Source organism: Providencia sp. PROV076 (assembly GCF_028483405.1).
Lineage (GTDB): Bacteria > Pseudomonadota > Gammaproteobacteria > Enterobacterales > Enterobacteriaceae > Providencia > Providencia huaxiensis.
The window spans coordinates 103,980-116,227 of sequence record NZ_JAMPRR010000005.1 but is presented as its reverse complement, the minus strand read 5'-3'; the positions used below and the strand labels follow the sequence as shown (position 1 = coordinate 116,227).

The 12,248-nt window shown below is 40.8% G+C and carries 12 protein-coding genes; 7 read left to right on the top strand and 5 right to left on the bottom strand.

Annotated features, from left to right (window positions below):
* Positions 1-31: 31 nt before the first annotated feature.
* The 5 genes from PSF67_RS04595 to pspA form a co-directional block, all read right to left on the bottom strand.
* Positions 32-1,087 (bottom strand): YcjF family protein, encoded by a 1,056-nt coding sequence (locus tag PSF67_RS04595; protein WP_210844698.1) that lies wholly within the window; start codon positions 1,085-1,087, stop codon positions 32-34.
* Positions 1,084-2,481 (bottom strand): YcjX family protein, encoded by a 1,398-nt coding sequence (locus tag PSF67_RS04590; RefSeq protein WP_102139680.1) that lies wholly within the window; start codon positions 2,479-2,481, stop codon positions 1,084-1,086. Before PSF67_RS04590 ends, PSF67_RS04595 begins: the two co-directional genes overlap by 4 nt.
* A 344-nt stretch (positions 2,482-2,825) precedes the next feature.
* Complete coding sequence (pspC, locus tag PSF67_RS04585) at positions 2,826-3,182, bottom strand: envelope stress response membrane protein PspC (protein ID WP_004263899.1); 357 nt, start codon at positions 3,180-3,182, stop codon at positions 2,826-2,828.
* Positions 3,182-3,412, bottom strand: coding sequence for an envelope stress response membrane protein PspB (pspB, locus tag PSF67_RS04580; protein WP_004263897.1), 231 nt, complete (start codon positions 3,410-3,412; stop codon positions 3,182-3,184). Before pspB ends, pspC begins: the two co-directional genes overlap by 1 nt.
* An 80-nt stretch (positions 3,413-3,492) precedes the next feature.
* Positions 3,493-4,158 carry a phage shock protein PspA gene (gene pspA, locus PSF67_RS04575; RefSeq protein ID WP_004263893.1) on the bottom strand — a complete coding sequence of 222 codons (666 nt, stop codon included), beginning with the start codon at positions 4,156-4,158 and terminating at the stop codon, positions 3,493-3,495.
* 279 nt (positions 4,159-4,437) lie between these two features.
* Here pspA and pspF point away from each other — a divergent pair, with 279 nt between their 5' ends.
* From pspF to sapF, 7 genes are all read left to right on the top strand, one after another.
* The gene (gene pspF / locus PSF67_RS04570) at positions 4,438-5,454 is read left to right on the top strand and encodes a phage shock protein operon transcriptional activator (RefSeq protein WP_210848137.1); all 1,017 of its coding nucleotides are present in this window, start codon (positions 4,438-4,440) and stop codon (positions 5,452-5,454) included.
* A gap of 492 nt (positions 5,455-5,946) precedes the next feature.
* Positions 5,947-6,552 (top strand): hypothetical protein, encoded by a 606-nt coding sequence (locus PSF67_RS04565; protein ID WP_166265231.1) that lies wholly within the window; start codon positions 5,947-5,949, stop codon positions 6,550-6,552.
* Between the two features lie 365 nt (positions 6,553-6,917).
* Complete coding sequence (sapA, locus tag PSF67_RS04560; protein ID WP_102139684.1) at positions 6,918-8,603, top strand: ABC transporter substrate-binding protein SapA; 1,686 nt, start codon at positions 6,918-6,920, stop codon at positions 8,601-8,603.
* Positions 8,600-9,565 carry a putrescine export ABC transporter permease SapB gene (gene sapB, locus PSF67_RS04555; protein ID WP_102139685.1) on the top strand — a complete coding sequence of 322 codons (966 nt, stop codon included), beginning with the start codon at positions 8,600-8,602 and terminating at the stop codon, positions 9,563-9,565. Before sapA ends, sapB begins: the two co-directional genes overlap by 4 nt.
* On the top strand, positions 9,552-10,442 hold the full coding sequence (gene sapC, locus PSF67_RS04550; RefSeq protein WP_102139686.1) for a putrescine export ABC transporter permease SapC: 891 nt from the start codon (positions 9,552-9,554) through the stop codon (positions 10,440-10,442). The genes sapB and sapC overlap by 14 nt, the downstream gene beginning before the upstream one ends.
* Complete coding sequence (sapD, locus tag PSF67_RS04545) at positions 10,442-11,437, top strand: putrescine export ABC transporter ATP-binding protein SapD (protein WP_004910464.1); 996 nt, start codon at positions 10,442-10,444, stop codon at positions 11,435-11,437. The genes sapC and sapD overlap by 1 nt, the downstream gene beginning before the upstream one ends.
* Positions 11,438-12,241: a putrescine export ABC transporter ATP-binding protein SapF gene (gene sapF, locus PSF67_RS04540; RefSeq protein ID WP_102139687.1), complete on the top strand. Its 804-nt coding sequence runs from the start codon at positions 11,438-11,440 to the stop codon at positions 12,239-12,241.
* Positions 12,242-12,248: the final 7 nt, after the last annotated feature.

Below are 12,248 nucleotides of genomic sequence, written 5' to 3'. Positions count from 1 at the left end.
ACTGTCAACTCACCCTGCCAACGATGTTTCTCTACACTTTTTCTTTTTTACTTGGAATAACATTCTTCAATTGGCCAATTAACTGATGGCGAAAATCGGCTAAACGTGGCTTGTTTTCAATCCAAGGTAGCGGTCGACATAACTCCATGGCCTTAATACCTAAACGCGCAGTTAACAAACCAGCTCCAATACCTTGTGCTGCTCGTGTTGATAGCCTTGCGGTAATATCTTGAGATAACCAGTCCATCCCCACTTCACGAATTAATTCAGATGCCCCAGCAAAGGCAATATTAATCAGCACCATACGAAACAGCCTAATTCGGCTATAATAACCGAGCTCAATACCATAGATTGCCGCGATCCGATTAATTAAACGAATATTTCGCCAAGCAATAAATGCCATATCCACCAGCGCTAACGGGCTCACAGCAATCATAATGGCCGATTCTGCGGAACAACGACTAATCTCTTTACGAGCCTGTTCGTCAAGAATAGGCTGAACCATTCGGCTATATAATTCAACAACTTCTCTATCGTTATGAGAGTCATGGAGAGTGGCTTGCCAATTAACAATCGCTGGATGCTGCATTGATAACGCAGATTGCTTTGCCAGTTTGTCACAAAAAGCCTTTCCTTGCCCCATGCCATGGCTGTGCAATAATTCGCGAGCAAAATCCCGCTCCTCCGCACGCGCTCTTAGGCGATACAACCGCCGCCATTCGCCAACAACTGACCCGACACCCGCTACGACGATTAAGCCACCCGCAGCGGCGACACCTAATGCCGTCCAATCTTGTGTTACCCATGATTGGTGGATCCAAACGCCAAGCTGAGCAACGACACTGACACCAAAAATCCCCGCGGCCGCACCAACTAATTTCCGCCAAAAACTCCGTTTTGGTTTTAGCGCTTCGTTAATCAGGCTTTCAACCTCTCCCTCTTGGCTGTCCTGCTCTGTTTCCAGAGAGACTGGGGTAAATTTTTCGAGCTCTCGTTCATCAAAAACTTGGGCTTTTTTTAGCGATTCTTTCGTATTATTTTCACTATTCTCAGCGAAATCTAAACGCTGTTTTAAGGGTTCATTCATTTCAGTTTATCTCCCAACAAAAATTCAAGCGCACTGTCCATACGAATATGTGGCAATGGTTGATCCATTGGCGTTGGCCTTGGTCTGAAATCTTCAAATTGAAAACCTTGTGTTTGCCAAAATTGTTCATTAGGCAATCGTTTTGGCACCTCTCCTGGATAAAACATTAACGGTTGGCCATCACTTAGCCGATCCCCTTTTAATGCAGGTAATTTTTCACCTTTGTAATCCACAAGGCCACTTTCGGTTGCTTGTATTGACGCTAAACCCACACAATCCATGCTGATCCCTTCAAATGCGGCATGCTGCCACGCCTCTTGCACTAACTGCTGCAACAAAGCCACTAGGTTTGCATGTTGGTCTGGTGTTACATGGTCTGACTTGCTCGCCGCAAAGAGTAATTTATCAATACATGGCGAAAATAAACGCCTCAGTAATGTGCGCTTTCCATAATGAAAACTGCGCATTAATTGTGTTAATGCCATTCTCATATCATTAAAAGCATCAACCCCACTATTTAAGGGTTGTAAACAATCAACTAAAACAATTTGCCGGTCAAAGCGTTGGAAATAATCACGATAAAAGCCTTTTACGACATGTTCACAATAATATTGATAGCGTTGCTGCAATGCACCAATATTGGTGTTTTTGCCTGCCTGTGCGAGCTTTTTATCGCCATATTTAGCCACATTCGGCCATGGGAAAAACTGTAGTGCGGGCGCTCCAGCTAATTCAGCAGGCAAAACAAAGCGGCCAGGTTGGATAAAATGTTGGCCTTGGGCCTTACACTCCACTAGATATTGGGTATAGGCAGCGGCAATCTCAGCGAGTAAGTTTTCATCGACTGGGGCTAAGGGGTCACATTTCTCACACAATGCCAGCCACGAGTGGGCCAAATGCGCGCGTTTTCCCTTTATTAAGGTGTTCATTTGCTCAGACCACGCTAAATAATTTAAATCTAGCATGGGTAAATCCAACAACCATTCACCGGGGTAATCGACAATTTCTAAATACAATGATGAGTTATCGACAAAGTGACGTAAAAAAGAGTCTTCTGAACGGTAATGCAATTTAAGGCGTATTTCACTTACACCCCTTGTTGGTGTTGGCCATTGTGGTGGCTCTCCATAAAGTGATGCAATCCCATCATCATACGCAAAACGAGGTACCGACAAATCACGGTGAGGTATCCGCTTAACCCCTAACAACCGCTTATCACGCGCAGCAGAAAACAGAGGGAGCCGCGCGCCCGCATTCACATTCAATAGTTGATTGACCAATGAAGTAATAAATGCGGTTTTTCCACTGCGGCTAAGCCCTGTTACTGCGAGCCTAACATGACGATCAACACTTCTATTCATCAAATCGGTTAATTCACTGTGCAGTCGTTTCATGCTCCTCCCAAGACTTATCCTTTCAATTTAAACCCATTTTACGTCATATTGCGTACTATAATTTAGCATAAAACAAACTGTATTAGGTCAACCGTTTAATGAGTACATTAAGCAACCATTTACTCGTCAATAATTTAATTATTCTTCCTACGGCCCCGGCAGGACTATAAGAAATAAGCAACACTACTGCTAGTCGAATGCCTTTTTGCAGAAGACGTTTTTTTGCAAATTTTTTGATTCGATAAAGAACGTTATTTGCCATACTTCACTCACTTATTGATAAAAAACAAAAGGGATTTGGTTTTAAAACCTAATCCCTTATCATGTGATGGCGATACGATTTGTTATAGATTTCGAAATTTACTGTTCACTGTATAAGTATCTGATGTAACATATCTTTCAATTTGGCGTAGCTTCATTTCACCTGATTTTAATTGTGTATCGATTTGGTTAATCAAGCTGCTAACTTCTGGGCCAATATCTTGCTGTGAACGGTAGCCACTTGGAGCCGTTTCTACGACAAAACACATCACGATATATAAAATCAATGTAATTCCAAAGCTTACAAATAAGGCCAATACGGCTAATGCTCTGACCAAAGCAACCGGAAGTTCTAAGTACTCAGCAATACCCGAACACACACCACCGAACACACGTCTATCCGTTAAACGATAAAGTTTGCGGTTGCGAAATTGAGTCATTATTTTTGCCTCCAATTTGGGTGTTCTGCATCCAAAATATCTTCAAGCGTTTTAATGCGTTGTTGCATCTGTGATGCTTGCTCTGCTAATTGCATTAAACGTTGTACTTCATTTTCAGTTAGCTGACTCCCCTGCCCACTATTTTTTTTGCTGTAATGTAGCCACAGCCAAATAGGCAGAATAAAAATGAGAAAAATGATTAATACGAGAGACAGAAAAACGTAGCCCATCACATATCCTTATACATATGGTTAACCTATCTATGGCACTGATACGATATGGCTAACGTACCAGTGCATCAAAATAACTATTACTGATCTTTATTGATTTTAGCTTTAAGCGCTGCTAATTGCGCGCTTATTTCATCGTCTGCTTTTAACTCTGCAAACTGTTGATCCAGCGATTTTTGTTTACCAATACCATAACTTTGAGCTTCGCCTTCCATATGGTCTATACGGCGTTCAAACTGTTCAAAACGAGCCATTGCTTCATCTAGTTTGCCGCTATCCAATTGGCGACGTACATTACGACTAGACTGTGCTGCTTCCATACGAACAACCATTGATTGTTGTTTCGCACGAGTTTCTTGCAGTTTGTTCTCTAATTCTGTGATTTCACCTTTCAAGCGAGTCAAGGTTTCATCAACAATTATCAGCTCATGTTTTAAGGTATCGACCATCGCACTCACTTTTTGCTTTTCAATCAGTGCTGCGCGCGCTAAGTCTTCTTTATCTTTCACCAGCGCTAATTCTGCTTTTTCTTGCCAATCAGCAACTTGTTTTTCGCCCATTTCAATGCGACGCTCTAAACCTTTCTTTTCTGCTAAAGTACGTGCTGATGTTGAACGGATTTCAACTAACATGTCTTCCATTTCCTGGATCATCAGACGGATCATTTTTTGCGGATCTTCTGCTTTGTCTAACAAAGAAGCGATGTTTGCATTAATGATATCGGCAAAACGTGAAAAAATACCCATTATTTATATCCCCTTGATGGATTTAATCATTCTGTAGCGCCTCGACCTGATTTGGCTTCCAACCCATACCTGACGCTCCGTAAGTCTAACAACAATTCGCATGTTGCTGTATTTAGCAATTGCTATTCACATATTTAAAATAGCAATTCGCGTGCCAACTTTTAAATTAATTCATATTAATATGATTTTAAAGAGAATAATTATAAGCTTCCCCTGAAAATCATTTTAGTCTATAGTTAAATTATCGGCATTTTAGACCAACTATTGGTAAAAAAAACCATGAAAGAAACCAATGAACCTATTCTTGGCGTTTCAAGTAATTTTCTCGATGTACTTGAACAAGCCTCTGAACTCGCACAACTCAATAAGCCTGTTTTGGTTATCGGTGAACGTGGCACAGGTAAAGAACTTATCGCAGATAGACTTCATTACCTCTCTCCACGCTGGCAAGAAGCTTTTATCTCTCTCAATTGCAGCGGACTCAATGAGAATTTGCTGGATTCTGAATTATTTGGACATGAAGCGGGCTCTTTTACAGGTGCTCAAAAACGCCATCAAGGGCGCTTTGAACGAGCAGATAAAGGTTCTCTTTTTCTTGACGAGCTTGCTACAGCACCTATGTCAGTTCAAGAAAAACTCTTACGGGTCATTGAGTATGGTGAACTTGAGCGAGTCGGTGGAAGCCAAGCTTTACACGTAGATGTGCGTTTAATCTGTGCCACAAATGCCAATTTACCCGAACTTGCCAAACAGGGCCGTTTTCGAGCTGACCTCTTAGATAGGCTGGCTTTTGATGTCATTCGCCTTCCCCCACTACGTGAACGACAGCCTGATATCTTATTGTTAGCAGAACATTTTGCCATTTTAATGTGTGGTGAATTAAAGCGTTCACACTTTACAGGCTTTACACAACATGCCCAACAGGCCCTGCAACACTACCCATGGCCAGGTAATGTACGCGAATTAAAAAATGTCATTGAGCGCTCAGTATACCGCCATGGAAACCGAGCAGAGCCCGTTGATAATATTATTTTTAACCCATTTGGCGAAAAACTCGCTGAATTACATGAATCACCAAATACTCTGCCCTCACAACCTACCCAGCAACAAAAGGCAATATTGCCTTCATTACCTTGTGATTTACGTCAGTGGCAACAGCAATCCGAAAAAGCGTTATTAGAAAAAGCACTAACTGATTGCCATTTTAATCAACGTAAAGCTGCACAACGGTTATCATTAAGCTATGACCAACTGCGGGGGTTAATAAAAAAACATCAAATAAATATTGAAATTTAATAACTGACAGTCCAAAAAATACAAGTTTATTGTTTGGACTACTGTATTATACTTAAGAAGTAAAAATTAAATATATTGTCTTATCTTTATTACTAAATATTTCCAGTTCCATATTTTAGTTTCAAGAATTCTTTATTATCCCCAACTAATAAAACCCGATAAAGAATATAGACAAAACAAATAAAATCATTAAATATCAACAGATTAAATAAAATTCAAAAAAATAAATAATTATTACCTCAACTTACGCACCCAATGAGTTAAAAATAACAAAACAATGATAACTAGTCATTTTTACTGACCATTATATATAAATGTCATGGATATTCAGCACATTTAGTTAATTAAACATCCATGCTTAAGTCTATATTCAATTAATAATAGTGTTAAATTATTAAACTATTTTTACACCTTGTCATATTTAACTACTGTGCGAAATATATTTATATGATATCTCTATTAATATGATTTTTATTATATGAGGAGCCTATTATGAAGAATATAAATATACTCGCTATCACCTTTTTTCTTCTAGGGTTATCTCCTGTAGTCTATGCGGAATCATTGATGAGAACATTTTCTTACTGTGACGCTGCTTTTTTCGAGAAAATAAAAGAGTACCCCGTTTTAAACGATGTATCTAACAGATTGAAAAATAGGCAATTAGGTGACGGCGAACAAATTTCTGTTAATCTCAACTTTTCACCAACAGGTATTGTTACTTTTAACCGTTTTTTTGTTAGCTATAGTAATTTTGATAAATATGATGACTTCTCCTATTTAGGCTTACGTGGTCAATACTATTTTTGGGGATTTGAAACCACTCAAAGCCTCGAAGAGGTTGTCCGCTATACTTCATCAAAGATTGCTATTATAAAGGTGGGAAATACTTACATCTACTCACCGATGATCCGCCACAACTTGCAGGGTAAATGGGTATTTAACGAATACGCAACGCAAGACTACAACTTAGACCCGAATGCTGCTGAAAAAATGCTGATTATTGAAAAAGATGAGCAAAGAGGTGTTGTTCGTTTCTTTTGTACTCTCCAAGGTAAAGTGACCGATGAAGACCTACACTATGTGGGTTTAGAGTAATAGCAAAAAACAATGTAAAACAGGCTCCATTATTTTTACATAAAAAAAAGCCAGCACCCAAGCTGGCTATTAAATAAAACACTGGAAGCAATGTGAGCAATGTCATGCCTTGTCTACATAAGCACTTAGCTTAAGTGACAAAACGAATGATAATCGTTATCAGTGTCATTTGTAAAGCTTTTTAATGAGATTTTTTCTCATTAAGACATACTTCAATGATTAGTATAATAATTTAAGTTAATCATTATACTAACACCTTCCTTTTTTGCTTAATTTTTAAACTTTGTTTGGCTAAATTTTGCTTATACCCTGTCCCCCCATTTTTACGCTACAATAGGTGAATTCTAGTTAACGATGTCAGTGGTATGCGCCTATTAACTCTTTGGTTTTTATTTATCATATCTGTGTCTGCACAAGCGCTTAATAACCAAGAGCGCTTTACCGATATTGTGGCTAACGAGGTCCCTGCAGACATACGCCAAAAAGGTTTTATTTACTGTGTAAATGGGATTGTTACCACATTTAATCCACAGCTAGTCAGTAGCGGGCTGATTGTCGACCCTCTAGGTGCTCAAATTTATGATCGCCTGTTAGATGTTGACCCATTTACCTATCGCTTGGTTCCAGAACTGGCCGCAAGATGGGAAGTTCTCGATAATGGTGCGACTTATCGTTTATACCTGCGTAAAGATGTTAAATTCCAAAACACAGCTTGGTTTACACCAACGCGCAATATGAATGCCGATGATGTTGTGTTTAGTTTTTCCCGCATGTTTGAGGTAAACCAGCCTTATCACTATATTAATGGGGGGCGTTACCCTTATTTTGATAGCTTACAGTTTGCCAACAGTGTCCAAAGCATACGTAAAATAAATAACCATACAGTAGAGTTCCGTTTGAACTCACCTGATGCGTCTTTTTTATGGCACTTGGCAACCCACTATGCTCCTGTTCTTTCATCCGAGTATGCCGATTACCTTTCAAGTATCAATCGCCAAGAGCTGATCGATTGGCGGCCTGTAGGTACGGGTCCATTTCATTTAGATGACTACCAAGCCGGGCAATTCGTTAGGCTCCTCAGAAATGATAACTACTGGAAGGGATTACCACGTATGGAAGAAGTGGTTGTTGATATGGGAGCCGGAGGAACTGGCCGTATTTCGAAATTACTCACAGGGGAATGTGATGTTCTAGCTTACCCTGCAGCAAGCCAATTAAAAGTATTACGAGATGACCCACGCTTGCGGATTTCTATGCGCTCTGGGATGAATATTGCCTACCTCGCATTTAATACCAGTAAACCCCCTTTAGATAAACTAAAAGTGCGCCAAGCCATTGCTTATGCAATTAATAATGAGCGTCTTATGCAGTCAATCTATTATGGTACAGCAGAAACAGCCGCGTCTATTTTACCCAGAGCATCATGGGCTTATGACAACCAAGCAAAGATCACCGATTATAATCCCGAGCTTTCCAAACAAATGCTCAAAGAGATGGGATTAGAAAATCTAAAATTAGATTTATGGGTTCCAATCGCCTCTCAATCATATAACCCAAGCCCACTTAAGATGGCTGAGCTTATTCAAGCGGACTTGGCACAGGTGGGTATTGTTATGAATATCCGTTCTGTCGAAGGCCGATTCCAAGAAAACCAATTAATGGATAGAAGCCATGATATGACATTAGCGGGCTGGACAACTGACAGTAATGACCCAGACAGTTTTTTCCGTCCGCTACTGAGTTGTGCGGCAATAGGTTCCCAAACCAACCTAAGCCATTGGTGTAACCCCGCCTTTGATGAAATCTTGCATAAGGCACTCTTGACGCAACAATTAGCCGCACGTATAGATTACTACCACCAAGCACAGCAAATTTTAGGGGAAGATTTACCCGTCTTACCGCTTGCCTATTCTTTACGTTTACAAGCCTACCGCTATGATATAAAAGGGCTAATGATCAGTGCGTTTGGTAATACCTCATTTGCTGGTGTGTATCGAGAAATGGAACAGGCTGAGAAAGTTTCTCCGAAAAAACAGAGGCAGCAACCATGATTATTTATTCACTGCGTCGTTTTTTACTTTTATTAGTCACGGTGTTCTTCTTATCGCTAGTCAGCTTTAGCTTAAGCTATTTTACGCCCAATGCCCCATTGAGTGGCGCCTCACTTATTGACGCCTACATTTTTTATTTTGAAGGCTTACTCCATTTTGATTTTGGTGTTTCAAGTATCAACGGGGAACCCATCAGCGAACAATTAAGAGATACATTCCCTGCAACAATGGAATTGTGCATTTTAGCATTTATTTTTGCTTTAACGACAGGTATACCATTGGGTATCATTGCTGCTTTTTGGCGTAACAAACCCGCAGATATTGCTATCAGTGTTTTTGCTTTATTAGGATTTTCTGTCCCTGTATTTGTACTCGCCCTAGTCTTAACCCTCTTTTTCTCATTACATCTAGGCTGGCTACCTGTATCTGGTCGAATTGACCTCTTATATAATTTAAAAACAGTGACTGGCTTTGCCTTGGTTGATGCATGGCTTTCTGATTCGCCCTATCGTAAGGATATGATTATCAATGTACTTGAACACATGGTGTTACCTGTTCTTACTTTGGCGCTGGCGCCTACAACAGAGGTTATTCGGTTAGTACGCAATAGCACCGAAGAAATCGCCAGTGAAAATTATATCAAAGCGGCCGCTATTCGAGGGCTTTCACGAATTAAAATCATTCGTCGCCATATTTTTCATAATGCTATCCCCCCAATTATTCCTAAACTTGGGTTACAGTTTTCCACCATGTTGACACTAACTATGGTAACCGAACTCGTTTTTAACTGGCCAGGGCTTGGCCGTTGGTTAGTGACAGCAATCCGCCAAGAAGACTACTCCGCAATTTCTGCTGGCGTAATGCTAATTGGCGCATTAGTGATTACTGTAAATGTGTTGTCTGATATTTTAGGCGCCATGATGGACCCATTAAAACATAAGGATTGGTATGTCCTCAGATAATTTTTATCGTGAACAAAAAATGCCATCCCCAACACGTGTGGTATGGAATATCTTCTCATCAGATGTGGTTTCTATGGTGGGATTTGTTGGTGTGTTAGTTTTATTAATTTTATGCTTTGTTGGCTCTTACCTAGCGCCTTATGCACTAGATCAACAGTTTTTAGGTTACCAATTAACACCACCATCTTGGTCACATTATGGTGATGTTGCTTTCTTCTTTGGGACTGACGACCTTGGCCGCGATATTCTGAGTCGGCTATTAATTGGCACTAAATCAACGTTTGGTGCGGCTATTTTAGTCACATTGGTAGCAACACTGATAGGGTTAGTTCTGGGCTGCTTAGCAGGGATGACTCGTGGATTAAAATCTGCAATTTTCAACCATATACTCGATACATTACTGTCAATTCCGTCTTTATTACTGGCTATTATTGTCGTCGCATTTATGGGCGCTAGCCTACAAAATGCGATGCTCGCCATTTGCCTTGCATTAATTCCACGGATGGTAAGAACCATTTATGTCGCTGTTCATGATGAGTTAGATAAAGAGTACATTGTTGCCGCACGCCTTGATGGCGCTTCAAACATTTTTATTTTATGGTATACCGTACTACCAAACATCACCCCTATTCTCGTAACTGAACTAACTCGGGCACTTTCAATTGCCATTTTAGATATTGCCGCTTTAGGTTTCCTTGATTTAGGTGCACAACTTCCATCTTCTGAATGGGGCGCCATGCTAGGAGATACTTTAGAACTTATCTACGTTGCTCCCTGGACGGTTATCTTACCCGGTGTTGCTATCATGATAAGCGTACTTTTCGTTAACCTTTTAGGGGATGGGCTACACCGTGCCATCAACGCGGGAGTTGAATAATGCCACTACTAGACATCCGCAATTTAACTATCGAATTTATGACTGCCAATGGCCCAGTCAAAGCTGTTGATCGCGTATCCATGACATTATCTGAAGGGGAAATCCGAGGTTTAGTCGGCGAATCAGGCTCTGGGAAAAGCCTAATTGCGAAAGCTATCTGTGGCGTAACTAAAGATAACATTCGTGTAAAAGCCGACCGTTTTCGATTTCAAGACATTGACTTACTAAAACTCAGCCCACGTAAACGTCGCAAGTTAATTGGCCATAATATCTCTATGATATTTCAAGAACCCCAGTCTTGCCTCGACCCTGCCGCTGATATCGGCAAACAGCTTATTCAATCAATCCCAGGTTGGACTTATAAAGGCCGCTGGTGGCAGCGTTTTAATTGGCGTAAACGCCGTGCGATAGAACTGTTACACCGTGTGGGGATAAAAGATCATAAAGATATCATGCGCAGTTACCCTTATGAACTCACCGATGGTGAATGTCAAAAAGTCATGATAGCGATTGCGATAGCTAACCAACCACGGTTATTAATCGCTGACGAACCTACCAATGCGATGGAGTCTACCACTCAGGCACAAATTTTCCGTTTATTGGATAAATTAAATCAAAACAATAACATGGGAATTTTGCTCATTAGCCATGATATGGAAATGATGTCAAAACTTGTTGATCGCATTAACGTACTCTATTGTGGGCAAACGGTTGAGAGCGCAACACCTGAAGATATTCTGCAACGGCCACGCCACCCTTATACCCAAGCGTTGATCCGCTCAATCCCTGATTTTGAAAGCCCTCTTCCCCACAAAGGACGATTAAATACGTTACCCGGAGCAATTCCTTCTCTTGAGCATTTGCCTATTGGTTGCCGCCTTGGCCCCCGTTGCCCTTATGCACAACGCACTTGTATCAATGCGCCTCAACTGCGCAATATTAAAGGCCACCTCGTTGCTTGCCATTACCCGCTAAACACCGAGGAGCAATCTTAAATGGAGACCTTACTTGAAGTCCGTAATCTCACTAAAACTTTCCGTTTTCGTGAGGGCCTATTTCATCGGCACGAATTGCAAGCTGTTAAGCCCGTTAGCTTTAACTTACAGGCAGGCCAAACATTAGCTATTATTGGTGCCAATGGCTCAGGGAAATCAACGCTTGCACGGATGTTATCAGGTGTTGTTGAACCCACCAGCGGCGATATTTTCATTCGTGGTCAACGCCTAAATTTTGGCGATTATAGCTACCGTTGTCAGCGTGTTCGCATGATTTTCCAAGATCCAAGTACATCCCTAAATCCAAGACAACGTATTGGTCAAACGCTTGAACTCCCTTTAAAATTAAACACTGACTTGACTGGTATAGAACGTGAAAGACGCATTATTCAAACACTTCGCCAAGTCGGGTTACTTGCTGACCACGCTGAATACTATCCGCATATGTTAGCATCAGGGCAAAAACAGCGTATTGCACTGGCAAGAGCACTTATTCTACAACCCGAGATTATTATTGCTGATGAAGCATTGGCTTCGTTAGACATGTCTATGCGCTCGCAAATCATCAATTTAATGCTAGATTTACAAGCAAAACAAGATATTGCATTTATCTATGTTACCCAGCACTTAGGGATGATGAAGCACGTCAGCGATAAAATGCTTGTTATGGATAAAGGCGAAGTTGTTGAACGTGGTAATACAGCAGAAGTTTTAGCCGCCCCTCTCCACGACGTTACCCGCCGGTTAATTGAAAGTCACTTCGGTGAACCCTTGTCGATTGATGCTTGGCGGCAAGACTTGTAAGCGTTAA

What these genes read in the sequence shown, in the direction of transcription:
- sapA (WP_102139684.1), top strand. Translation starts at nt 6,918, where the DNA reads ATGCGCCTATTAACTCTTTGGTTTTTATTTATCATATCTGTGTCTGCA.
- sapD (WP_004910464.1), top strand. Translation starts at nt 10,442, where the DNA reads ATGCCACTACTAGACATCCGCAATTTAACTATCGAATTTATGACTGCC.
- PSF67_RS04565 (WP_166265231.1), top strand. Translation starts at nt 5,947, where the DNA reads ATGAAGAATATAAATATACTCGCTATCACCTTTTTTCTTCTAGGGTTA.
- PSF67_RS04595 (WP_210844698.1), bottom strand. Translation starts at nt 1,087, where the DNA reads ATGAATGAACCCTTAAAACAGCGTTTAGATTTCGCTGAGAATAGTGAA.
- sapF (WP_102139687.1), top strand. Translation starts at nt 11,438, where the DNA reads ATGGAGACCTTACTTGAAGTCCGTAATCTCACTAAAACTTTCCGTTTT.
- pspF (WP_210848137.1), top strand. Translation starts at nt 4,438, where the DNA reads ATGAAAGAAACCAATGAACCTATTCTTGGCGTTTCAAGTAATTTTCTC.
- pspA (WP_004263893.1), bottom strand. Translation starts at nt 4,158, where the DNA reads ATGGGTATTTTTTCACGTTTTGCCGATATCATTAATGCAAACATCGCT.
- pspB (WP_004263897.1), bottom strand. Translation starts at nt 3,412, where the DNA reads ATGGGCTACGTTTTTCTGTCTCTCGTATTAATCATTTTTCTCATTTTT.
- sapC (WP_102139686.1), top strand. Translation starts at nt 9,552, where the DNA reads ATGTCCTCAGATAATTTTTATCGTGAACAAAAAATGCCATCCCCAACA.
- PSF67_RS04590 (WP_102139680.1), bottom strand. Translation starts at nt 2,481, where the DNA reads ATGAAACGACTGCACAGTGAATTAACCGATTTGATGAATAGAAGTGTT.
- sapB (WP_102139685.1), top strand. Translation starts at nt 8,600, where the DNA reads ATGATTATTTATTCACTGCGTCGTTTTTTACTTTTATTAGTCACGGTG.
- pspC (WP_004263899.1), bottom strand. Translation starts at nt 3,182, where the DNA reads ATGACTCAATTTCGCAACCGCAAACTTTATCGTTTAACGGATAGACGT.